The 21,889-nt window shown below is 45.7% G+C and carries 24 protein-coding genes and 2 pseudogenes; 18 read left to right on the top strand and 8 right to left on the bottom strand.

Features of this window, described 5'->3' with window-relative positions; genetic code table 11:
- Positions 1 to 29: 29 nt before the first annotated feature.
- Positions 30 to 398 (bottom strand): zinc-ribbon domain-containing protein, encoded by a 369-nt coding sequence (locus N0B36_RS23190; protein ID WP_259689290.1) that lies wholly within the window; start codon positions 396 to 398, stop codon positions 30 to 32.
- Between the two features lie 23 nt (positions 399 to 421).
- On the opposite strand from N0B36_RS23190, the gene manD reads away from it, so the two are divergent.
- The 7 genes and pseudogenes from manD to N0B36_RS23155 all read left to right on the top strand — a co-directional run.
- Complete coding sequence (manD, locus tag N0B36_RS23185) at positions 422 to 1,636, top strand: D-mannonate dehydratase ManD (RefSeq protein ID WP_259689289.1); 1,215 nt, start codon at positions 422 to 424, stop codon at positions 1,634 to 1,636.
- A gap of 12 nt (positions 1,637 to 1,648) precedes the next feature.
- Positions 1,649 to 2,674 carry a Zn-dependent oxidoreductase gene (locus tag N0B36_RS23180; RefSeq protein ID WP_259689288.1) on the top strand — a complete coding sequence of 342 codons (1,026 nt, stop codon included), beginning with the start codon at positions 1,649 to 1,651 and terminating at the stop codon, positions 2,672 to 2,674.
- A gap of 58 nt (positions 2,675 to 2,732) precedes the next feature.
- A complete protein-coding gene (locus N0B36_RS23175) occupies positions 2,733 to 4,265 on the top strand; it encodes an MFS transporter (RefSeq protein ID WP_259689287.1) in 1,533 nt (510 codons plus the stop codon).
- Positions 4,266 to 4,280: 15 nt separating this feature from the next.
- Complete coding sequence (gene yiaK, locus N0B36_RS23170) at positions 4,281 to 5,297, top strand: 3-dehydro-L-gulonate 2-dehydrogenase (protein WP_259689286.1); 1,017 nt, start codon at positions 4,281 to 4,283, stop codon at positions 5,295 to 5,297.
- 5 nt (positions 5,298 to 5,302) lie between these two features.
- Entirely contained in the window at positions 5,303 to 5,764 is a 462-nt protein-coding gene (locus N0B36_RS23165) for a YhcH/YjgK/YiaL family protein (RefSeq protein WP_259689285.1), read from the top strand.
- A 178-nt stretch (positions 5,765 to 5,942) separates the two neighbouring features.
- Positions 5,943 to 6,112: pseudogene (locus N0B36_RS23160) on the top strand (transposase); the annotation flags it as partial.
- Positions 6,109 to 6,786: pseudogene (locus tag N0B36_RS23155) on the top strand (IS3 family transposase); the annotation flags it as partial. The pseudogenes N0B36_RS23160 and N0B36_RS23155, both read left to right, overlap by 4 nt.
- Here the strand turns inward: N0B36_RS23155 and N0B36_RS23150 are convergent.
- The 4 genes from N0B36_RS23150 to N0B36_RS23135 all read right to left on the bottom strand — a co-directional run bounded on the left by N0B36_RS23150 (position 6,779) and on the right by N0B36_RS23135 (position 9,347).
- Positions 6,779 to 7,015: a hypothetical protein gene (locus N0B36_RS23150; RefSeq protein ID WP_259689284.1), complete on the bottom strand. Its 237-nt coding sequence runs from the start codon at positions 7,013 to 7,015 to the stop codon at positions 6,779 to 6,781. The pseudogene N0B36_RS23155 and the gene N0B36_RS23150 sit on opposite strands and share 8 nt — an antisense overlap.
- A gap of 1,007 nt (positions 7,016 to 8,022) precedes the next feature.
- Positions 8,023 to 8,415, bottom strand: a complete 393-nt coding sequence (locus tag N0B36_RS23145; RefSeq protein WP_259689283.1) for a hypothetical protein — start codon at positions 8,413 to 8,415, stop codon at positions 8,023 to 8,025.
- A 30-nt stretch (positions 8,416 to 8,445) separates the two neighbouring features.
- On the bottom strand, positions 8,446 to 8,805 hold the full coding sequence (locus N0B36_RS23140; RefSeq protein WP_259689282.1) for an acyl-CoA dehydrogenase: 360 nt from the start codon (positions 8,803 to 8,805) through the stop codon (positions 8,446 to 8,448).
- A 14-nt stretch (positions 8,806 to 8,819) separates the two neighbouring features.
- Positions 8,820 to 9,347, bottom strand: coding sequence for a hypothetical protein (locus N0B36_RS23135; protein WP_259689281.1), 528 nt, complete (start codon positions 9,345 to 9,347; stop codon positions 8,820 to 8,822).
- 115 nt (positions 9,348 to 9,462) lie between these two features.
- On the opposite strand from N0B36_RS23135, the gene N0B36_RS23130 reads away from it, so the two are divergent.
- From N0B36_RS23130 to N0B36_RS23110, 5 genes are all read left to right on the top strand, one after another.
- Positions 9,463 to 9,912, top strand: a complete 450-nt coding sequence (locus tag N0B36_RS23130) for a helix-turn-helix transcriptional regulator (RefSeq protein WP_311044828.1) — start codon at positions 9,463 to 9,465, stop codon at positions 9,910 to 9,912.
- A gap of 269 nt (positions 9,913 to 10,181) precedes the next feature.
- On the top strand, positions 10,182 to 10,574 hold the full coding sequence (locus tag N0B36_RS23125; RefSeq protein WP_259689320.1) for a DUF2787 domain-containing protein: 393 nt from the start codon (positions 10,182 to 10,184) through the stop codon (positions 10,572 to 10,574).
- A 119-nt stretch (positions 10,575 to 10,693) separates the two neighbouring features.
- On the top strand, positions 10,694 to 11,155 hold the full coding sequence (locus tag N0B36_RS23120; RefSeq protein ID WP_103847950.1) for a hypothetical protein: 462 nt from the start codon (positions 10,694 to 10,696) through the stop codon (positions 11,153 to 11,155).
- A gap of 1 nt (position 11,156) precedes the next feature.
- Positions 11,157 to 11,609, top strand: coding sequence for a RadC family protein (gene radC / locus N0B36_RS23115; RefSeq protein ID WP_259689280.1), 453 nt, complete (start codon positions 11,157 to 11,159; stop codon positions 11,607 to 11,609).
- Positions 11,610 to 11,655: 46 nt separating this feature from the next.
- On the top strand, positions 11,656 to 12,585 hold the full coding sequence (locus N0B36_RS23110) for a site-specific integrase (RefSeq protein WP_259689279.1): 930 nt from the start codon (positions 11,656 to 11,658) through the stop codon (positions 12,583 to 12,585).
- Here N0B36_RS23110 and N0B36_RS23105 read toward each other — a convergent pair.
- On the bottom strand, positions 12,572 to 13,186 hold the full coding sequence (locus N0B36_RS23105) for a hypothetical protein (protein WP_103928275.1): 615 nt from the start codon (positions 13,184 to 13,186) through the stop codon (positions 12,572 to 12,574). The two genes, N0B36_RS23110 and N0B36_RS23105, sit on opposite strands and share 14 nt — an antisense overlap.
- A 224-nt stretch (positions 13,187 to 13,410) precedes the next feature.
- Between N0B36_RS23105 and N0B36_RS23100 the strand changes: the two genes are divergently transcribed.
- The 4 genes from N0B36_RS23100 to N0B36_RS23085 all read left to right on the top strand — a co-directional run bounded on the left by N0B36_RS23100 (position 13,411) and on the right by N0B36_RS23085 (position 17,015).
- On the top strand, positions 13,411 to 13,608 hold the full coding sequence (locus N0B36_RS23100) for an AlpA family transcriptional regulator (RefSeq protein ID WP_001357429.1): 198 nt from the start codon (positions 13,411 to 13,413) through the stop codon (positions 13,606 to 13,608).
- 1 nt (position 13,609) lies between these two features.
- On the top strand, positions 13,610 to 14,056 hold the full coding sequence (locus tag N0B36_RS23095) for a hypothetical protein (RefSeq protein WP_259689276.1): 447 nt from the start codon (positions 13,610 to 13,612) through the stop codon (positions 14,054 to 14,056).
- Between the two features lie 101 nt (positions 14,057 to 14,157).
- Complete coding sequence (locus N0B36_RS23090; RefSeq protein ID WP_259689275.1) at positions 14,158 to 15,009, top strand: hypothetical protein; 852 nt, start codon at positions 14,158 to 14,160, stop codon at positions 15,007 to 15,009.
- Positions 15,010 to 15,878: 869 nt separating this feature from the next.
- Complete coding sequence (locus tag N0B36_RS23085; protein ID WP_229233775.1) at positions 15,879 to 17,015, top strand: hypothetical protein; 1,137 nt, start codon at positions 15,879 to 15,881, stop codon at positions 17,013 to 17,015.
- A 250-nt stretch (positions 17,016 to 17,265) separates the two neighbouring features.
- Here the strand turns inward: N0B36_RS23085 and N0B36_RS23080 are convergent, their stop codons facing one another.
- Positions 17,266 to 18,267 carry a hypothetical protein gene (locus tag N0B36_RS23080; protein ID WP_259689274.1) on the bottom strand — a complete coding sequence of 334 codons (1,002 nt, stop codon included), beginning with the start codon at positions 18,265 to 18,267 and terminating at the stop codon, positions 17,266 to 17,268.
- A 15-nt stretch (positions 18,268 to 18,282) separates the two neighbouring features.
- A complete protein-coding gene (locus tag N0B36_RS23075; protein ID WP_038924685.1) occupies positions 18,283 to 19,245 on the bottom strand; it encodes a hypothetical protein in 963 nt (320 codons plus the stop codon).
- Positions 19,246 to 20,312: 1,067 nt separating this feature from the next.
- Between N0B36_RS23075 and N0B36_RS23070 the strand changes: the two genes are divergently transcribed.
- Both N0B36_RS23070 and N0B36_RS23065 read left to right on the top strand, forming a co-directional pair.
- On the top strand, positions 20,313 to 20,783 hold the full coding sequence (locus N0B36_RS23070; RefSeq protein WP_000094483.1) for a hypothetical protein: 471 nt from the start codon (positions 20,313 to 20,315) through the stop codon (positions 20,781 to 20,783).
- Between the two features lie 9 nt (positions 20,784 to 20,792).
- Entirely contained in the window at positions 20,793 to 21,500 is a 708-nt protein-coding gene (locus N0B36_RS23065) for a hypothetical protein (RefSeq protein ID WP_259689273.1), read from the top strand.
- Positions 21,501 to 21,889: the final 389 nt, after the last annotated feature.

The following is a 21,889-nucleotide window of genomic DNA, read 5'->3' as shown; positions in this document are numbered from 1 at the left end:
TATCTTGTAGGTATAAAAACCGTTCATTATCATTCACCCTCACTGCTGATAATTTCTGTACTGTGGTCACCGGTCTGGCAACTTCGGCAGTACCGTTCACCGTGATACTCGTTGTCGCATCCAGAGCAATGCCAGCCCGCCCTGTGTAATATAGGCAGTACATCCGGGACGTAACGGCGTAGCATGCGTACCCGCCGAGCTTCCTGCGGCTCCGGGTGCACATACGGGCAGAGATAGCGTCCGTTTTCTGTCAGGTCTTCCCGGGCAGGAGCCGCTCCACCATTGCGCCATACAATGAGCTTTAATACCCATGAGCTGATTATTTCTGTGAGATGACACTCTTTTTTTATGATTAATACTTGTATGGTAGTCTGGTAATGAAATATGTTTGTGTCCATCAGGCTGGATAAAGGATCAAAAAATGAAAATCGTCAGTGCAGAAGTATTTGTGAGTTGCCCCGGTCGCAATTTTGTCACACTAAAAATCACTACCAGTGAAGGAGTTGTTGGTCTGGGTGATGCCACTCTTAACGGGCGCGAATTATCTGTCGCTTCTTATCTGAAAGACCACTTGTGCCCCCAGTTGATTGGACGTGACGCACACCGTATCGAAGATATCTGGCAGTTCTTCTACAAGGGCGCGTACTGGCGTCGTGGCCCGGTGACTATGTCTGCGATTTCCGCCGTGGACATGGCGCTGTGGGACATTAAAGCCAAAGCGGCCAACATGCCGCTTTACCAGTTACTGGGTGGGGCGTCCCGGGAAGGCGTTATGGTCTACTGCCATACAACTGGCCATACCATCGATGATGTGCTGGAGGACTATGCGCGTCATAAAGAAATGGGTTTTAAAGCTATTCGTGTCCAGTGCGGCGTACCGGGTATGAAAACCACGTATGGCATGACCAAAGGCAAGGGTCTGGCTTATGAACCGGCAACTAAAGGACTTTGGCCGGAGGAGCAACTGTGGTCCACCGAGAAATACCTTGATTTTATGCCGACTCTTTTTGACGCAGTGCGCAGTAAGTTTGGATTTGATGAAAATTTACTTCACGATATGCACCATCGTCTGACCCCGATTGAAGCTGCGCGCTTTGGTAAAAGTATTGAAGACTATCGAATGTTCTGGATGGAGGATCCTACTCCCGCTGAAAACCAGGAGTGCTTCCGTCTGATCCGTCAGCATACTGTCACCCCAGTTGCTGTGGGTGAAGTCTTTAACAGTATCTGGGATTGCAAACTACTGATTGAAGAACAGCTCATCGATTACATCCGAACCACTATCACCCATGCTGGCGGCATTACGGGTATGCGGCGTATTGCGGATTTTGCATCGCTCTATCAGGTGCGCACCGGCTCACATGGCCCATCAGATCTGTCCCCGGTTTGCCATGCAGCAGCCTTACACTTCGATCTGTGGGTGCCTAACTTTGGCGTACAGGAATATATGGGCTACTCAGAGCAAATGCTGGACGTCTTTCCTCATAACTGGACGTTTGATAACGGTTACATGCATCCGGGCGAAAAACCAGGCTTGGGTATCGAGTTCAACGAAAAGCTGGCAGCCAAATATCCGTATGATCCGGCTTACTTACCCGTTGCCCGACTGGAAGATGGCACACTCTGGAACTGGTAAAAGGAAAAGAACATGAAAAGCGTCGTTATTGAACAGCCAGAAACATTAGTGATTCAGGAACGTCCTGTTCCTCACCCTCAGGCAGGAGAAGTCCGGGTTAAAATTAAACTCGCAGGAATTTGCGGATCGGACAGTCATATTTACCGTGGACATAATCCCTTCGCACGTTATCCACGTGTTATTGGGCATGAGTTTTTTGGCTCGATAGATGCCATTGGTGAAGGCGTGGACTCTTCGCGTTTAGGAGAGAGGGTCTCTGTCGATCCGGTGATCAGTTGTGGTCACTGCTACCCTTGCCTTATTGGTAAACCGAATGTCTGCGCTTCTCTGGTGGTTCTTGGTGTACATCGTGATGGAGGTTTCAGCGAGTACGTCACCGTGCCGGCGCAGAATGCATGGGCTATCCCGGATACAATCAGCGATGAGCATGCGGTTATGGTTGAACCCTTCACTATTGCGGCGAATGCCACAGGCCAGTTAAATCCCCGTGCGGATGATGTAGCGCTGATCTATGGTGCCGGTCCGATGGGACTTACTACCTTGCAAGCGCTCAAGGGGGTTTATAAGGTCAGTCAGGTGATTGTTGTCGACCGGATTGATGAACGATTGGCGATGGCACTGAAAAGCGGAGCCGATGAGGTTTTTAACAATACCGGGCGTAGCATCAAAGATAGTCTGGCTGTCAAAGGGGTAAAACCGACTCTAATTGTGGACGCTGCCTGTCATCCCTCAATTTTACAGGAAGCTATTGAACTGGCTTCTCCTGCTGCTCGCATTGTTATTATGGGATTCTCATCAGCGCCCTGCCACATTATTCAGCAGGAGATTACCGGAAAAGAAATATCAATATTTTCTAGTCGCCTCAATGCCAATAAATTCCCGGTGGTTATTGACTGGCTTAGCAAAGGATATATTGACCCTGAGAAGTTAATTACTCATCGATTTAATTATCAACACGTAGCCGATGGGATTGAATTGTTTGAAAAAGATCAAAAGCATTGTTGTAAGGTTTTACTTAATTTTGACGAGCAATGCTGAATGAAAGAATAAAAGAAAAAACGCTGTCCCTACAATTATACATTCATGAGGATGTAAAATGATAAATCTTGAAAAAGATAAGCCCATAAAATTAAAAAATATGCTGGCTTATGGTGGTGGTGATTTCTTTGGCGGAGGAAGTTTCGCCGTTCTTGGTCTCTGGTTGATGTTCTTCTATACCACCTATGCGGGACTCAGTCCTGCTCAGGCGGGGGGGATTATTGCTCTTGCCCGTTTGCTCGATGCTATTTCAGATCCACTTATGGGCTATGTGACTGATAATTTTTACCGTACCAGACTTGGGCGACGATTTGGCCGCCGGGGATTTTTCTTCCTGTTTGGCGGCCCCTTGGTAATGGTAACCTACATTAGCATGTGGATTGATGGAATGGGATTCTATTACTATCTGTCAACCTATATTCTATTTTATCTGACCTATACACTGGTTATCGTACCTTATGAGACGTTAGCCGCAGAAATGACTAATGACTTTAAAGAACGATCAAAACTCACCGGCGTCAGAATATTTTTCTCCACAGGTGCTGGTATTCTTGCCGCCTGGTTGCCAGGTCGGATAATCAATGTATTGGGTGAAAATAATCCTTCTTCATTTCTCTATATGGGGATGGTCTTTGGCGTGCTCTTTGCGATCGTAATTGTCTTACTTTATATTTTTACCTGGGAACGACCGATTGCTTTCGACCCCAATGCACCGAAAAAGAATTTTACTCAGGACATGAAAAATCTCTTTTTCTCACTGACCTCAACATTCAGGGTGAAAACATTCAGACAGCACGTCGGGATGTATCTGGGGGCATACGTAGCTCTGGATGTATTAGGTGCCATTCTTGTTTACTATATTGTCTTTGTTCTTGGAGAGAGCGCAGTTAATGCCTCGAACGCATTAACGTTTATGACAATAGTCCAGTTTTTCTGTGTGGCTTTATTTATCAGCCTTTGTTTGAAACTTGGCAACGGTATATCATATAAAATTGCCCAGATATTTATGTTGTTGAGTGTTGGGCTTTTTCTGAGCATTCATCTTTTTTCTCTGCCGTATACATCATGGCTGGTTTTGGTCGCGGCAATGCTGATGGGTATTGGTCGTTCAGGGACTTATTATGTTTGCTGGAATATCTACAGTTTTATTCCTGATGTGGATGAAATGCTTACCGGTAAACGTCGTGAAGGGATATTTGCAGGTGTTATGACCTTTGTGCGTAAAGCTGTTCAGGCACTGGCACTGTTCCTGGTGGGGATGATTCTCCAACACTATGGATTCGTCGCGAAGAGTGCAACCCAGAGCCCTGAAACCATTTCCGGAATCGTGCTGGTATTTGGTATCGGTTCGGTGACACTGCTGGCCTTCGGCATTATTTGTTCAATGAAATTTAAGCTTACCAGACAAAACCATGCAGTACTGGTCAGCGAAATTAACCGATTGAAAAATAATGGCAACAAACTTCACGTCACACCTGAAGCAAGACATGCAACTGAATTACTGACGGGCTGGAAATACGAGCAGTTGTGGGGAAATAACAATGTATCTCGTGAAGATGAGGTATTTGCTGAACATCAGAATGTTAATTAACACTGAGGATATATTATGTCTCTGGTACAATTTGAAGAAATGAAGCAAACTGTTAAACAGGCATTTTTAAACGCAGGCTTATCTGAATCACAGGCTGATGTTTGCGCCCAGATCCACACAGAATCTAGCTGCGATGGGATTTTCTCTCATGGACTTAACCGTGTAGCGCGTTTTGTTGATTATGTGAATAAAGGCTGGGTGGATATTCATGCAGAGCCTAAGAAAGTGAAGTCTATCGGCAGTATTGAAGTTTATGATGGCCAGCGTGGCATTGGTATCACCAATTCTCTTTTCGCCATTGAAAGAGCAATGGCGCTTGCGACTGAACATGGCGTCGGCATTGTGGGACTGCGCAATACCACCCACTGGATGCGTGGCGGTACCTACGGATGGAAAGCCGCTGAAAAAGGTTATGCGGCTATTTGCTGGACGAATACTGAGTCCTGCATGCCGGCATGGGGTGCCAAAAATACTCGCCTGGGCAACAATCCTTACGTGATGGCCGTACCGATGCAAGACGGCGCGCTGGTCCTGGATATGGCGATGTCACAATACGCTTACGGCAAGCTGCAGGTCACACGCCTGAAAGGCGAAAAACTGCCTTTCCCTGGTGGTTTTGACAAAGATGGTAATCTGACCGATGAGCCAGGCCCGATTGAAGAATCGATGCGTATCTTACCTACCGGTTACTGGAAAGGTTCCGGTATGGCCGTTCTTCTTGATGCAATGGCTGCTTTTCTTACCGCAGGTGCACCGACCAATGAAATCGATAAGATTCTGGAAGGCAGTTGTACCGGTGCCAGCCAGGTATTCATGGTCTTTGACCCGAAACACTTTGGTGGAAAAGAATTCAGTGAAGCAATGGCGTCAAGCGTGGCTGAGTACGTTAAAACCTCAACGCCGGCAGAAGGCCAGCGTTATGTTTTCTATCCTGGTGAAATGGAACTGCGTAACCGCGCTAATTTCAGTGCCAGTGGCATTCCTGTTGATGACGGGGTCTGGGCTGAAGTACAGGAACTGGCGAAACGGTGACTATTATGATTACAGGAAATATCAGTCAGTTAGATAAATCACGGGTTGAACTTCCCCCGGTGATTTTTCATGTCCTCAGCGTGATCGAAGGCCTGGATTTTACAACGCATCCAGACGGGCAAAAGGAATTTAATGGGATGCTGTTTAAAACCTTTACTGCCTGCACCGATCTGCCGGAGAACCGTACGCCAGAAACGCATAAAAATTTTATTGACGTTCAGTTTGTGATTTCAGGTGATGAAGAGGTTGAATTCAGTCATCTCGGTGCTGCACAACCTGAGGTTGAAAAGCCCGACGATGATAACTATTTCTATCATCGACCTTCGTTATCACTAAACGAAATGCGTCTGCGGGACGGTGATTTCGTGGTGTTCTTTCCCTGGGACATCCACTCACCTTTATGCCATAAAACAGACAAAAATAACGTCAGAAAAATTGTAGCAAAAGTTCCGCTAACGTCGCTCTGACGTTATAAGCCACTCCAGTTATGGAGTGGCTTAATTGTACATAGACACCCCCCAGCCAGGCTGGGGGTTCCGGAAAGCTTTCAGCTTTAAGCCAGTTATAAAAACCCCTTTTGATTTGATAAAACATCTTGCTGTCTGGCAACTGCAAAAGTTCAACAAGAAATCAAAAGGGGTCCCAATGGGGGACGAAAAGAGCTTGGCGTACACCGATGGAACTGTAAATATCACATGGTTTTTGCGCCAAAATACCGAAGACAAGCGTTCTACGGAGAGAAACTCCTGGCGACAGGGCGCATCTTAAGAAAGCTGTGTGAGTGGAAAAACGTACGGAGGCTGAATGCTGAATGCTGACGCAGAATAGCGTTCCGATGACCCGTTACCGTGCCGGACGTCTGATGAAATATCTGCATCTGAGCAGTTGCCAGCCCGGAAAACATCAGTACAGAAATGCCTATCAGGAGCATACCTGCCTGCCGAATCTGCTCGAGCGTCAGTTCGCTGTACCGGAGCCAGACCGGGTATGGTGTGGAGATATTACGTATATCTGGGCAGGGAATCGCTGGTGCTATCTGGCGGTTGTTATGGATCTTTTTGCCCGCAGGATTATCGGCTGGAGTCTGTCAGCGCATGCCGATACCGCACTGATAAGCAGTGCTCTGCGGATGGCCTATGAGATGCGTGGACAAACGCGAGATGTCATGTTCCATAACGACCAGGGGATCCAGTATATAGTCCTTAAATATCAATATGTTATCTGGAGTTGCAGGATAAAGCAAAGCGTCAGCCGGCGGGGAAACTGCTGGGATAATAGCCTCATGGAACGCTTCTACAGTAGTCTGAGAACAGAATGGGTGCCGACGAATGGTTACGCAGGTAAGGATGAGGCCCAGTGACAAATCGGCTGTTATATCCTGAATTACTACAATAGCGTCAGACCTCATCATTACAACGGGGGACTAACGCCGGAAGAATCAGAGAACAGATACCATTCTTACTGTAAAATTGTGGCCAGTATTACTTGACCACTACAAACGGCAGATTCATCGTCAGCCGCCCGCTCCAGACTTCTGGGCCAGAAAGGTGTTTCATCGTATGAGTAAGAGCTCTTGCTGCATCCTGATTCGATTTAGCCGTTGCACCTCCCGCTGCTGCTGCCATTCCGGCCTCTGCTGTACCGCCCATAACTACTGGCGGTGGGGGAATGGGCATTGCTTCCGCTTCACCAAAGAAGAAGCCAGTTACTATTATCAAATAGGGATTTTTTCTTCGGCGGTTCTGGTGGCGGTGAAGTTTTCTTCTTCGCAGCCTGAGCGTGCTGTTCAGGCTCCGGGGGTGGCTGAGCTGGTTGTGACTGATAGAAGCTCATTTCGCCGATCTTACTTTGTGGCTCTTCTGACTCCCCGGCATCGGTATTGCCAGTATCACGAAGGACAGACTTTGCGAACATAGGGATAGCGGCTATAGCGGAGGTGGCAGCCATTTTGGTAATAGGCCATTCCGCTGCCCGCTTGCGGTGCTCCTCAAAAGGATCGCCGGGACTATCTTCCACCCAAAGTGTCGTGCTGCCTAGCACCTGATTATTTTCGCAGTTACAAAGCACCTGATCGCCAGTGGCAACACAGGGTTTGTTTTCCGCAAAGTGGTATGCAGTACCATTTATCTGAAATGGCCCATTACACGTTTCCTTTGGACATCATGCCATATCGCCATTCAGGGCAATATTCCGGCCTTCAATAATCGTCGAGGAAGCTGAAATTACCTCCCCGCTGCTCGTGGTCTTGTCTCCAAGCCTTGCCAGTGCTCTGGTCATAATCCCTCATGAATTATACTGATATTGAAGGCATAATATCCAAAAAGTGACTTAACTTAAATCAGTTTGGATGCTAAATCGCCGCATCTTGCAAGTGAACGAATTCCAGGCAGCAAACAAATAAAAAAACGCTTTCGCTATTTTGTTAAGTACTGCATTCACTGAGAACGAGCAAGCACCTTACATACTACAATGGGTACAATCTGTCTGGTATCTGCTGTAGACGCCATTATACTGACTCTGCATGTTCCCGGCAGGTTGGATTTAATAATGAAGGGAGCGTTAGCAGGAAGATCTTTTTCTGGTCTAGTTGTATTGTGTGTAACGAACCAACTAAATGCGACAGTAGCCACAATGATGAATGTGATGACCTTTTTCATGAGGTGTCCTTTTGGGATTAAATATTAATTACTTTACCCAAAAGGAACCTTGATGTTGGCTAAGATGATTATAGGCCAGATACGTTTATATAGAACTGACCGTTATTATCATCTGTCTTTTGAATGTTATAGGTTATCGGTAATTCGGTTGTATTGGAAAGTTTAGATTGCTCATCCGTCAGGGTCATTTGAAGATTGGCTGCGCACTGATAAGTATCTATTGATGAGTTATGGCTTAATGTTCTGACGTTAATAACCTTTAGCAGGAGGCTGTCAGTATTGCCAGGCACCATGTCTGATATCTGCGAATTTCTGAGTTGCTCAAATTGTTTCTCTATTTGTTTGCGAGCAATATTAACAACCAGATTTTTTGCATCATCACTACTACATTTTGGCGTTTTCTCACCACAGCCAGCCAACAAACCAGCAGCTATTAATACCAGAAGCATTGTTCTTTTCATCTACAGTTCCTTCATTAATTAACGATACTTTTATTTCTTATTAAACAGACCATCCATTGTGCCTGTCGCGGAAGTCCCACAGTAATCTTCGCAATCACGAGTCATAACGCTGGCCTTGCCGTTATTGAGCTCACTAATTACTGCAACACACTGGCTGGTATTGTCATTCCAGACCCAGCGACGCTTCTGGCTTTCTCCGGCAGCTATTTGCTGTGCTGTACCCTCCATATTGCATACGCCCGAACCATCCCCCGTTGAGGCATTAATGTTGAATTCAGCATTGCCCTTTCCCGGATTCAGGGTTAGAACCGCTCCGGGTTTTACGTACTGTGCTGCTGCGACAGGTAGCGTTACGGCTACCATCAATAAGGCCAACAGTTTTCTGTTCATTAATTAATTCCCTGTTAAGTGATACGGATGTTTTTGGTGATTTTCCCCAGTGCCAGCGGTCTACGTTTTTCCACAAAGAAATAGACCACATTGAAAGCTGATTTACGGTGATTCCCTCGACCAAGAGAGGGCCAGTTGCGGAAAGATTCGATCTGTTCTTCTGAATAGGGTGTGTCAGAGAAGTCAAACAGCACAAGCAAGGCTTTGCCGTCGTGCTTCATCAATTTCTTAACTTCAGTACTGTTGACGGTCGCGGAGACATTGGAACGTGCCGCAGTTGGTTTACGTACTGCAAACTCAACGGCTATATCATCAATGACAAAATCAATGTAACCGTGCCCGGATACAGTTCCTGGCAGCTTGCTTTTTACTTCCGGTGAGACATTATCTGCAAACCAACCCAGCAAATAGCAACGTACCAGAGGTAGTAATTCCCGCTCGCTACATTCGTTCAGACGCAGTGTTTTGACAAATTCTCGCCGGTAAAGAGAGCTGAAAAAGTACTCAAAGCAATCCGTTATCTCAGTAATGGTGGTTGTCACAATGTTCTCCTTTTTGCCCACCTTTGCTCTGCTGCTCAACTGAGTGGGCTTCCAATCCAGCTTAGTTGATCTGTTGCAGCTGTTTTTGTCTATAAATGACGTAATGGTTGATTTTATGTCCATTAGTGATGTTCATGCAAGAGTAAAAAAGCCCCAGAATTCCTCTTATGGACGTTTTGGAGATAAAATGATGGTTAAACTGATGGCAGATTCAACTGATAAGCTGGTTGGACAGCGTATTCAGGCCAGACGTAAAGAAGCAGGGCTAACTGCTGCCGAACTTGCAGAGACTATCGATATCTCTCAACAACAACTTTCCCGCTATGAACGCGGAACGAATAAGATCAATATTGCTCATTTAGTCAAAATTGCTGTTGCTTTAAAAACTCCAATAAGCTGGTTCTTTATTGATTGTATGGAGGATTTAAATGTTTCTGATATCCCGATTAACTATGCCACTGGGCTTGACGTTGAATTAAAACAACGTCTCGAGCAAGTCTGGAATAAGCTAGATAACACTAAGAGGAAAAGCTTAATTATGTTTTTAGATGAGTTTATAAAATAACGGCCAAATTAGTTCTTGAGTGAAACTATTTGCATTTAAAGCATGACCCTGGTAAAATAACATTGCTGGATAGTGTCATATTGTCCAGTGGCTGATACAAACTAATTGCCAACTTAGCATTTCATTTTATTATCCCATCCTGATGGGAGAACGTCTATCGTCTAAACAGTCAGCATGGGCAATGGTCAATTATTGGTTTGTATCATCAATTCAAATGCATATTTACCGGAATAAAAACGATGAGTGTTATCCATCAGGAAGGGCTAGCTATGCCCGTCGATCAGGAATTAATAAATGTCATATTAGATGAAGCGGGAAATCCACCGCCGCATAAAGCCAAAATTACAGCCGTCAGTCTGTTATTTAAAGACCTGAGTTACAGCGCTGAAAAGGGCGGTTACCATCCTGTCGAAATACGGCTTATTTCACGCGATGATGAATGGTATTTTGATTACATTACCGACTTCAGTTATATGGGAGTGGTTTACCCCGAACTGGAAAAGGAAATTGATTTTAGCTGGAGCCAGCAATATGTCTTTCTTGCTCATGTTGGTGATCTGCCTGTTAACGCCGGAAGGGAGTTGTTTGAACTCTGGCAATCCAACTTTATTCAGTATCACGCCATGAACGCTTACACCATTACTGTTCTCTGGGAAAGCTAATCCCACCACACTAATCATCACTAATTTATGAGGAATTATCTGTGACGACTGACAGAAGGATACGTGCGTCTCAACAGGGCGAACTAGACTGTCTTTGCGGTGCTTACTGTGTGGTTAACATGCTTAGTTGGCTGTTTGACGGCAGGGTGAAACGACGCCCGTTAATGAACCGGCTGATTCAGACTTATCAGCAGCGCTGGCCCTTGCATGAATGGCTGACTGAAGGAATTGAAGAAGACCGCCTGGACTGGCTGATAGCGCAGGTGTTGCAGAAAGGGTATTACAGCCGCCAGTTCCCGGTTCAAATCACCAGACCCTTTGCCGGGAAGCGGGCATTAACAGACGGGAGGCTTTTCAGGGAAATGCAGCGGTTTCTAGACGTCACTGACCATTCCCGCCTGATTATGCTCAGCGACCAGTTTCACTGGTCCCTTCTGGTCATAATGGATGAAGAAACGCTCTGTTTCTTCGACAGCAACGGGCGAACCACCATGCCCCGTAAAGCTTTCTCCCTGCGTACTGGCGTAACCCGCCGCCAGCTGTTTCCCGACGCCATTTACTTCATTGAACGAGAGTTCTGAAATGACCATGTTTACCCAACGTGAAAACCGTATCCTTAACCAGGCGCGTGACATTATCAGCCGGTACTACCAGCGTGGCGTTCAGCTCTGCTCTCCTGATGATGTCCGGCGGTGTGTGATGGTTGAGCTGGCACCGCTGGAACATGAAGAGTTTGGCATCATCCTGCTCGATAATCAGAATCAGCTGCTGCACCGCGAAATCCTGTTCAGGGGGACGTTAAACTCGGTCAGCGTTCACCCCCGCGAAGTTATCAAACGCGTACTGAAACATAACGCCGCCGCAGTCATCCTTGTCCACAACCACCCCAGCGGCGTGCCTGAACCCAGCCGTTGCGATATTAAGTTGACCAAAAAGCTTCATGAACTGCTGGAAATGCTGGATGTGCGGTTACTTGACCACTTTATCGTGGCGGGGACTGAAACGGTGTCGATGGCTGAGCGGGGGCTGGTGTGATGCTGAAAGTTACCTGGTTTAATGTACGTTATTGCGGGTTAGGCGCATGAGCAGGACTGCGTTGTGTCAGGTCGCGCCGGTGGTGCAAACCACCGTGTTCGATGCGTATATTGGCGGTCTTGCACCCTCGGGGCGGCGGGGCATCACCAGCCTGCTAAACCGCAGCGCCAGCATACTTAAACGCGGTACGGATGCAGCAGACTACCCGTGGGAGCAACTTAACTACGCCGCCGTCGCTAAAGTGCGTGCGGCATTGCTGGATGACGGTTACGCCGTGTCATCGGTTAACATGGCGCTGTCAGCACTACGGAGTATGGCGCAGACGGCCTTTAACCTCAATTACATGGATGCCGAAACGCTGGCACGTATCCGGTCAGTGAAGCGCGTGAGCGGTGATATACAGCGTAAGGGAAGGGCGTTAGACAAGCAGGAAATCCGGGCGCTGATTCAGGCCGCTAAACAGCATCCGCAACCGGTACGTCGTTGTCGTGATGCCGCCATAGTGCTGACGCTTTGTGGAACGGGCCTGCGGGCCGGGGAACTGGTTAAACTTGAGCGCCGGGACTATGACAACGGCATCCTGACGGTCAGACAGGGGAAGGGGCGTAAATACCGCGAAATTCACGTGGCGGATGCAGTGGATAAGGCTATTCGTGCATGGCTGAAAGTCAGCGCAAACGAAGCTGATAGTGCACTGTTCAGCCGAATTCAGCGCAATGGCAAGGTCGCCAGCCAGCCGCTGACAACCACCAGGTTAACGGGCATCCTGGCAGTGTTACAGCAAACGGCAGGTATTGCGCAGTTTACCCCGCATGACATGCGGCGGACCTTCATTACCCGCTTACTGGAGCAGGGCGTGGATATCAACACCGTCCGCCAGCTGGCAGGCCACAGCGACATATCCACGACGACGCGCTATGACTGTCGTGGTGAGGAGATGAAAATCAGCGCCAGTAAATGCATCAGGTGTTTTTAGCTGTTGAGCCGTTTCCAGACTCGGCTTCAGTTTTATCTTCAGCACTTAACCGCGCATACTTTTGATTCTGGACTTTAATCAGTGCATTGATATTTTCAGGCTGAAGCATCCACGCAACATCCTCACGCGCCCATTCTTTACCGTCAGAGAGACGTTTTAACCGGGGTTTCCATATTCCATACTCATTAAGTTTTTTTGCTACCGAAGCATATTTCTCACGATCTGACTCCCCCGTATGAAGCTTGTCAAAACGACCTTTTACAAGCTGGTAAACAGTATAGATTTCCAATGCCTTAGGGGACCTGGCTGGAACTATCATGGGGTACTCCTCCAGCCCAGAAATCCCGTTTAGCTCTCCCTCATTGAGCAGGTCATTAAACATGTGATTCACGCAGGCACTCAGCACATCCGCCGCTTTCTCTGCGTCGAATTTATCCGGGCTAAAACCCGCTCCCGTTAGTTTCCGGGCAATCAGTGCCAGTTTTTGCCGGGTATCCCGTCCCAGATAAAGCTTCTTCTCCAGAAATTCAAAGACCTCGTTACTGCTTTTCCGTTCCCGGTGGCATTTAGCGTCAGCCTTTTTGCTTTGGTTACCAATCACAGCTCACCTCCATGAGAGTGTTGTGTTCAAAATATCATCATTGAGCCTCAGTGGCCAATAGCCCTTGATGTGATCGTTTTGGTGCCAGAAATAAGTGTTCTCGAATGACATCCACATTAAAGATGCCCTTAAAGTGCTCAACGAAGGCATCGTTGAGTGAATCCTTGCGTTTTTTAGTGGTTGTAAATAACCCCGCTCCTGAAACAGCTCAAAGGAGCACAAGCATGAACACCAACCGTATTTTGCGTAAAAAAGAGGTTCTTCATCTGACGGGGATCTCGTCAGCGACGTTGTACCGACTCATCTCGAAAGGAGTCTTTCCTTTGTCAAAGAAGCTAACGGGCGACAGTGGCCGGGCGGTGGGTTGGCTGGAGAGTGATATCAATAACTGGGTTAACAGTCGTATGCAGGCGGGAGAATAAAATGAAAGAGATAATAGCTAAAACAAGTTCTGCGAAAGAAATAGCAGTCCCCTGGTTTGAAACCATGGGGAAACAGGTTGGGTTATCGAAACGTGCTACCGCTGCCATATTAAGGGAACAACAGTTGCGGATACGTAAGCTTAACCGGGTATCTGCACGGATTTTGTCTGATGCCATCAAAAGAGGGGAGCACTGGTGGAAGGATGAGTGCAACATATACGGTAAAATAGCGTGTATTCTTGACAGGTGTAAATACATCCCATGTGGAAGTGGAGCCTGTGCGCAATGTTACGCTGCTAAACAATTACATTACCAGGGCGTTTCGGTGGGGAATAGTTTACCGGGTCATACGACGTTAAATTTAGATTATTTAAGGCCGACTGATGATGAATATTCATCTGGCTGGACTGCAAATGACTTAGTTGAACGGCATCAGGATGGTTTTTAATACTCAACAGGATATAGCAATTTTGCCTGAATAAAAACCGGACACATTACCCTGTTGCTTTACTCAGGTGGCAGGGTAATGAATACAACCAGGAATATTAAATGAACGAATCTTATTACTTCAGAACATCAGACCCGGATTACATTCGCCACGCACCGTCAAGGCTTGAGATTTTAAGTAAAGCATTCCCCACTATTATTACGCAGCAGGAAAGTGAGCATGAATTGCAGCGTCTTATTCATTTACTAAAACTGAAAGGCAGCAATCGCTGCTATGACGTCATTGCCCAAAAACTCAGGCAGTGCAGAAACGGATCTCCATGCAACAGTCTTATATGCCCGCACTGCCAGCGGGAACGCATTCTGGCGCAATTGGCGATGTTGTCTGTCCCGCCGGGGAATTCAGCAGAATACGTGGGAGTGGTCCTGTTTTTCAACAAGGATACGCAAACTCCGCCGCCATGGAAGAACACCGATGCGCTCAGGGCGCAAATCGGTCGTTACAAGCAGAGGATAAGCCGGGTACTTAACCGCTTGGGGTACGCCGGTCCGGCCACAGGCACCTTTAGTATGATGCGCCATATGCCTGATGGCCTAGAAGCGCGTATTTTCTGGGTTCCACAGTTGTGTTTGTTCCTGCCCAATGACAGTACGTTGATTAAGGGGCTAAAAGCGCATATGTCGCGAAGTGGTGGGGCATTCATCGATTCGTCGACTGTCAACACGCCGGTGATCGGGCTCAGGTATAAAGACCCCGCAAGGCTGCTTTCATGCGCCCTGAATCCAGTCTGGCACAAAGCAGATTACACACTGACTGATAAAGGCGCTCTTGTTAAGTCAAGAATGGAGCCACTGAAAGGCCGGACACTGTTAAAAAGCCTGCTTACCCTGGACTCACTCGGAACAGGTGTCGTTTCTTTTTCGTTTGGACAACCCCCAGGGAAAGTGCACTGATTTACCGGTAATGCAGCAACTGCAATGCACTTCTGCTGTTGATTAAATTGCAGTGGAACGACGAATAACACCGGCGACCACTGCAATATTGTTGTTGTAAAACTGCAGCGCTGGCCAGTGATTTTGATGGTGTTGATGCACTTTAAAATTCCAACTGTTCCGATTTTAACTTAACCGTATGTTTTCTTTAGGGTCTTACGGATGCCTCTGCGCACCCGATCCTTGCCATCAACTGACGAGTTAGCGCATCTACGAGGGGTTTTTGCGTTTCTGCCAGTGAATATTCTACACACAATGGGGGGAGCGGTCAGCGAGCACCATTGCCATTGAGCGCAACGGAGAGCCCGGGGACATGAAGCACTACGGAGGCCTCATCCCCTTCCACTGTTATAAAACGACACGGCGAACGAGCGCAGCGAGTGAGGGAAGGCGTCAGCCTGACTAAGGGGAAAGATTTGCGACCGGAGTGGAGCAAATCATGGGCGGAGCCCGTCCTCGCGACTGGGGTTTTGACTTTCAAATTGCCCGACCTAAAAACTGGTGAAATGGTCTGCGTAAGAGTCCGCATAATGTTCAATGTAATAGCTGATGCAACAACACCATGCTGAGACGGGACAGTGAATACAGAAAAGGATTATCCAGTGAAGATCCCGAAGTGGGTTTATGACCGTATTACTGAAATAACAGGCTGTGTAGTAGGGGATACGCAATGGGCGGTCACCCGGCGGCAGACATTGCGCCATTTCCTGGCCCACATATGGCTGGAGACTGACGATGATGGGTGGACTATATGCACTGTCCGGGATATCCGTAGCTGTTACGCCAGCCTCTTGGGACTGTGTGAAATTAGTTACCAGGGACAGTGTTATATGTCCACTCTGGTCGATTTCCTGCAGACACTGCCGGATATTGAGTTTCGTAAAGGGAAAGCGTGCGTGGATGCTAAAAAGCGTAAAGCCAGTGCATGGCAGTTCAATCCCAGGAGGTCAGTGTCTGCTTTGGGTAAGTTAAATCTGGTTGACGTGGATACTGGTGAGTCTGTCTGTCTCAAAGCCCTGCTTAAGGGGAACGGGAAAGCTCCCGGGCATGCGATAGATGTTGAGAAACGCCAGACTGCGTTGAAGGTACGGGAAAAGGCGTTCCTGGGGAAGGTTGCGCGGGGGCGCATGAGTATACAGTTTGTTAAGGCATTACGTAGCCGGGAGCCTGATGCCTATTACCGCGCAGGTATACGCAGCCTAAACCATCTCTACAATGGCAGGATTGAGGGACAATATGTTACTTACGACCATTATTATCGTCTGACGTTTGGAGGGCGGTATTACGATCAGGCGTTCCAGAATCTGCCCAATGAGTTCAAAGCTAAATTTCGGACCGGGTTGCTCAACTATGACATCGAAGCCTGCAATCTGGCCTGTCTGAACCATCTGTTCAGGGAGTATGAGGTCGATTACCGTGTGAAGTCATCGATATATAAAACCATGATGGAACATACCGGGCTGACCCGTAAACAGTGCAAACAGATGGTCCATACCACCACCTACAGAATTGGGCGTGTGACTATTGGTGTTAATGATGGCCTTGGGGCAAAAGTGTATCAGTGGTGCGGTAACAGGAGGAAAAAGGCGCTGAAGATTCTGCGTTGGTGGAACCAGTATGTCAGTCCGTTGAGATGCGCGCTTGAGTCATTGCTGGAACGTGTGCATGGCGCGCACCGCAAGAGTTGTTCATCACCGCGTAACTATCACCGGTACGCCAATGAAGTCGGATTGATACTGGATCTGAATAGTGAGGAGTATCAGCGTGAAAAGACTCACTATCAGCAATATGCGCGGAATAAGGTACTGTTGGCGTTTATGATCTGTGGTGTGGAGCAGGCATATATCCGTGAGGTAGTCAGTCTGAACCCTGGTCGTGTCTGCATGCTCGATCACGATGGGGTAGTGGCAACGGGCGCGCTTTCATTGCCGGACTGGCGGGGTTTCACGATGAAGGTGAAGGACTAGCTTGCTTTCTTGAATTTAACTATCTGCGATCTCTGATAAGGGCGTATTATGTTGTCAATCATAATGGGATATGCGCATTGGAGCACGATGTGCATATCCAGCAAGTGATCCACGTCCGCTTTGAGCGATCTGCGGACATTGCTAACAGCCTTCTGTGTGAATTCTCAGGGAGCAGGTCAGCATAGCATCACGTTGAGGCTGTTACCCTGCTTGTTCACACCAACCCTAACTCCACAGGCTGATTCATAAATTAGTAATCTGCGTGTTTCACACTTTTCAAAAATGCTTTCATATTTTCATTAGGTTGCTCAATTTCGAAGTTATTTCCATATAACTCTTGTAATTTTGGCCATAACTTACTTAATAACCTTCCCCTGCGATAAAATGGATGTATCCAAACGGTAGATAGGTACGGGGAATTTGCATTTGAATTATTTATTGTGACTAGCCCAACTAAACATTGTCGATAACCACTATTATCCATTGATTGTATTTCTTCGACGAATGGATACGCGATTACATCAGTCCAACCATGATCGGTTGTATCCCATTGCATTCCGTCATGACATTCCTTCGACTGATAGCGGCGTAAAGCTACACACGCGAGCTTTTGCCAATCTGGAGAATTAATTGTGATCTCTTCATCGTATGACGCGGCTATTGGAGCGGGTATTGGTCTGATTAATCCAGCATGGCATTCATCATAGAACTTCATGTCTCCCTCAGAAACGTTGCGTACGTTGGTTTGCTCCATGTGTGCGCCATTCAAAAATAGCTCTGATAGTAGTGTATCTACGCTGTAATCTTTATTGATTATTGTCGGCTTAGAGTTTTTCTTATTAAGGCCGCGAGTAACGATTTTTTGATCAATGTTAACAACATGGAATAATCCGTCGGGGAGGCTAGCGAACCACGATGAGGCATCTGACCAGAATAGTATGCCTTTTGTACTTCTTAAGAGTTTAATTAAGTCAATACAAGCTTTTTCACTAGTCTTGCCGTTGATGCGAAGTATGTTAGGATTGAAGTAATATTCATCCATATCGGGGAATGCAGCTTCGCAAAATTCCTGTACATAATTTAGCACCTGGACTCTACAGAAATCATCATAGCTGGTAATAACTAAGGGGGTATCTTCATTACTATTATTATTATCAATAATGCAATCTATAGCGAGACTTACTGCTTTGCGTATCACTTCAGTTGAATCTAACGACTCTAAAAATTTTGTCTTTCGCGTGCGAATATCCATGTATGACCTGCGCTATTAAAATTCATGAATGAACGGTTTGTCATCTGGTTGTAAAATGGTAGTTTTATTCGTTGCTACATTTAAACTGTTGTAGAGCATAATTGCCAGGTTCGATGCATTTTCAATCAGCGTTTCAAGAGCCTGGTCTGTAATCACTACGAGGTTCCCTTCTTTATCCTTTCCACCACGATGTACTAAGTGATTTCGATTGAGGGTTGCCAATTCAATAGCTTCTATCGGACAGTCTTTTTGTACTTTTATATCGAATGTAGCTTCATAGCGGTCGATTACCTTTTTAGTGCTATGCCAGCTTGCACTGATCAAGTGTTCCTTGATTGACCTGATTAGCTCTCCCCTAATTTTCTCGATGGGTTCACCCTTGAAAGGCAACGCAGCAATATCTTTGCTTACTTTAAATTCAGTCTTACCTTTTTCTATACAATTGGCTATGTAAACATCATCTTTCTCTATAGAGTTAATGAATAGTTCAACATAAAGCGTTTCCAAAGCTGTAATAACATTCGTGTAGAGCAAACTAAGTAAGTGGTCTTTTTGCTGTTGTTCAGTTTTATCTTTTGCAAGTTTTTTTATTTTATCGATATTGTCAATGAATTTTAAATACGGATTGCCGGAAGACGTTACAGCGTCGTAGATATCATCATCGTACCAATCATCTATATTATTTGAGTTTCCAGACCAATCAAAACATTGTGTTTGTAAGTCATCTACTAATTCCTCGATATACTCAGATTTAACATATTGATCGAAGATGGATTGTAGTTCTTCGCTCGCATCATACGGCCCGCCATATATGTAAGCATAGCCACCTTCTCTACTTTCATACGGACAAGCATTTGCCGGATCTTCAAAGTTTTCAAAGAACCAGTTTTTCATTACTTCGAGTTGATCTTTTTTGCTTATGTATTTTAAAGATTTTAGTGGGACTTTCTTTCCATTAACCTCGAAAACAATTTTCACGATGTAACGCTCCCTTGTATCAATTGCGCAACTATCATACCACAGCGAAATACAGGGCATGACATGCCTCCTTAAACTAACATACCATGAGCCAGCAATGTCCGCTATTGGCACTGATCGGATAAGCTAACTGAGCGAATGTCCGTGGTGGGCGAGAAGCGGACGTTTCACTCATAAAGACTGGATTTACTATTACATTAAACTCAACAAAACCTGGCCGCACCCACTCAGCGCGATCTTGGCGCGTCCGGCCCGTTTCCGGCACTATTCCCCGTCCGTATTGTGAAAAAACACCCATGCTAATTTCTGCGCATCTGAATGTCTGTGCACGCGGGTGAATGGCGGGCGGTTTCGGGCAAATGCGGGAATTAAGGGAAGATTTCCGGCAGTAAACGTGCGAAGTATATTGATAAATCTGTACGTGATTAACGGTTAACAGGTGCGCTGTTTAGTGGGTGAGCGTGAGGCGTTAAGCAACGAGCTATGTGAGGCGATAGCGGTTTTTAGAGCCAGCTACAGGCTCAGGAGAAAACATTCTGTTTTCGGGGCAGGCACCGCAAATGACGACATTTTGCGGGGGTCTGCCCTATCCTGCATCTCAGCAAAGCGGTGCCCTGTTCCCACCATGAGGTTTACCCGTCGCAGACCGCCGTAAGGTCGCGTTTTCCCACTCCTTCCCGTACAACTGGTTTCCTTAAAGGTGGTTCGATCCAAGCTAGGCTGTATGCACGAACTCCCCGATCCACCCGACTACCACAGCAATTTAGGTAACTGTTCTCTTGATCCCAATCTTGACAGGCACGATAAATCGCCAATGGTGGTAACCATTGGTAACTGGTTTTATGGAGCGAATAAACGAACGAGAGTACAAAGAATTCTTGAAGTGTCGGCCTAACTACAGATACACTGAAAAGACAGTTTTGGTTACTGCGCTCCGTTAAAGCCAGTTACCACGGTTCAAAAAGTTGGTAGCTCTAAGAACCTTGAAAAAACACCATTGGTAGCGGTGTTTTTTCTTATCTAGAGCTGGATACTATCACCACACATAAATTCATTAAGGAAAAAAGATGTCTTCTGGAAGAAGAAAAAAAACCGAAACACAAAAAAGAAATAATCAAAGCCTTATAGATATTATATCTAGCATAAGTGAGTTTAATAATATAAAAGAATTAGAGAGAGAAGAAGGATTTGAATTGGTTGCATTTAAATTCAATGAAGTCAATTTAATACTTGAGAAGAGAGTAGCATCTAGAATAATAGTAATGAGACTGATGAACTCTTTTAACACCAACGCCATGAAAATAGGCAAAGATAAACAATCTCTACTGTCCATTGCTAATAATTTTAATAGAAAATCAATAGGAATAAAATCGACAATAATTGAAGAAGAACAAACACCATTGATTGTTTTCACAGTAGAAGAGATTGCTGTTGATGAAAAGATGCTCAACTTATCTGGTGATTCGTTAAGAATGCTAGCCGCAATTTTAGCTGGAGCACCGACATTATTTGAAAAATTAGGAATGGCCAAAGATTAAGGGATTAGTGTGGGCACCGAGATTGAAAACAAACAATTAGAAATCAATACGCCATCTACTGTAAGTAGCTATACTGCTGAAAAAAATAGTAATTCATCAGTAACTGAGGTCGCTTCAAGTTTTGCTGCGATACTTATTATCGTTGTTATAGTAGTTTTAATCCTTTGCCTTTTGCAAAAGATGCATGTGACGATAACACGTTTTTTCGAATTCATAATCTCTGTACCTTGGTATAAAAGAACAGTATTAATAGTCATAGGAGCCATATCAACCTACCTAACAACAAAAGTACCAACTTCCTATTCATCCCTTCCTATAATAATAGGTTATATAACCACTTTTGCATTTAATGAGTTTGCGTCAAAGAAAGATATAGAGAAAGCAAAGGCGCCTCTTGAAGAGGATATTATAGGAAAAGAAAAAACAATAGTTCTTTTTAGAAGAATAATTGAGGAAAAGAAAAATATATTTCAAGAAATAATAATTAATCGTATTAATGCATGTGTGAGGATCACAGGAAAAAACGATAGTGACACCCTAAGAAAGTTGAAAATAAAGATATGCGAACTACAAGATATTATTTTTGCTGAAAAAACCTTTACCGAAACACCAGATGAAGCTATTAGAAGATACGAGAACTCAGTATCTGGAGATGTTGACATGGCAGCACAGACTATGTTTGGTGATAGCAGAAGTGAGCAAGCGACTGCTGCCTAAAAAGCTCAATCGGCTTATGTTCATACATTGTAGTAAAAAGCTTATTTGGTAAAAGCCAATCTACAATAAGAGCATAAGCATGCTAATATCACTTCAAATGCTCTATGTCTGCGATATTTACCATAACATCTCTTTCCGGCACCACTTGAGAGGCTCTTAACGCGCTTCTGCTGCCTCCTGCCTATTTATAGCCCCTTTTCCTTGTCCGTATCTCGAAAAAACTCCTCAGATGTTCCTGCATGTTTGCATGATTATGCGGTGAGATCTTTTCTACGCGGATTAGTGATTACAAATGTTTAAAACGTCCGTTCTTGGCACAAAGTGGACCCTGAGGAATGAGTTCTATTCTCGTGGTTCACTAAGTGCAGCAAGTTCTACTCGAATCCTGC

This window comes from Citrobacter sp. XY323, assembly GCF_025106035.1.
GTDB classification, from domain to species: Bacteria; Pseudomonadota; Gammaproteobacteria; order Enterobacterales; family Enterobacteriaceae; genus Citrobacter; species Citrobacter braakii.
This window is presented reverse-complemented; position numbering and strand designations above follow the sequence as displayed.

Excerpts from the sequence above, each read along its gene's own strand:
- N0B36_RS23130 (WP_311044828.1), top strand. The coding sequence starts at position 9,463 with ATGTCCATTAGTGATGTTCATGCAAGAGTAAAAAAGCCCCAGAATTCC.
- N0B36_RS23095 (WP_259689276.1), top strand. The coding sequence starts at position 13,610 with ATGAAAGAGATAATAGCTAAAACAAGTTCTGCGAAAGAAATAGCAGTC.
- N0B36_RS23110 (WP_259689279.1), top strand. The coding sequence starts at position 11,656 with ATGAGCAGGACTGCGTTGTGTCAGGTCGCGCCGGTGGTGCAAACCACC.
- N0B36_RS23085 (WP_229233775.1), top strand. The coding sequence starts at position 15,879 with ATGTCCACTCTGGTCGATTTCCTGCAGACACTGCCGGATATTGAGTTT.
- N0B36_RS23145 (WP_259689283.1), bottom strand. The coding sequence starts at position 8,415 with ATGAAAAGAACAATGCTTCTGGTATTAATAGCTGCTGGTTTGTTGGCT.
- N0B36_RS23120 (WP_103847950.1), top strand. The coding sequence starts at position 10,694 with ATGCTTAGTTGGCTGTTTGACGGCAGGGTGAAACGACGCCCGTTAATG.
- N0B36_RS23165 (WP_259689285.1), top strand. The coding sequence starts at position 5,303 with ATGATTACAGGAAATATCAGTCAGTTAGATAAATCACGGGTTGAACTT.
- N0B36_RS23175 (WP_259689287.1), top strand. The coding sequence starts at position 2,733 with ATGATAAATCTTGAAAAAGATAAGCCCATAAAATTAAAAAATATGCTG.
- manD (WP_259689289.1), top strand. The coding sequence starts at position 422 with ATGAAAATCGTCAGTGCAGAAGTATTTGTGAGTTGCCCCGGTCGCAAT.
- N0B36_RS23190 (WP_259689290.1), bottom strand. The coding sequence starts at position 398 with ATGGACACAAACATATTTCATTACCAGACTACCATACAAGTATTAATC.
- N0B36_RS23080 (WP_259689274.1), bottom strand. The coding sequence starts at position 18,267 with ATGGATATTCGCACGCGAAAGACAAAATTTTTAGAGTCGTTAGATTCA.
- N0B36_RS23070 (WP_000094483.1), top strand. The coding sequence starts at position 20,313 with ATGTCTTCTGGAAGAAGAAAAAAAACCGAAACACAAAAAAGAAATAAT.
- radC (WP_259689280.1), top strand. The coding sequence starts at position 11,157 with ATGACCATGTTTACCCAACGTGAAAACCGTATCCTTAACCAGGCGCGT.
- N0B36_RS23140 (WP_259689282.1), bottom strand. The coding sequence starts at position 8,805 with ATGAACAGAAAACTGTTGGCCTTATTGATGGTAGCCGTAACGCTACCT.
- N0B36_RS23090 (WP_259689275.1), top strand. The coding sequence starts at position 14,158 with ATGAACGAATCTTATTACTTCAGAACATCAGACCCGGATTACATTCGC.
- N0B36_RS23180 (WP_259689288.1), top strand. The coding sequence starts at position 1,649 with ATGAAAAGCGTCGTTATTGAACAGCCAGAAACATTAGTGATTCAGGAA.
- yiaK (WP_259689286.1), top strand. The coding sequence starts at position 4,281 with ATGTCTCTGGTACAATTTGAAGAAATGAAGCAAACTGTTAAACAGGCA.
- N0B36_RS23125 (WP_259689320.1), top strand. The coding sequence starts at position 10,182 with ATGCCCGTCGATCAGGAATTAATAAATGTCATATTAGATGAAGCGGGA.
- N0B36_RS23100 (WP_001357429.1), top strand. The coding sequence starts at position 13,411 with ATGAACACCAACCGTATTTTGCGTAAAAAAGAGGTTCTTCATCTGACG.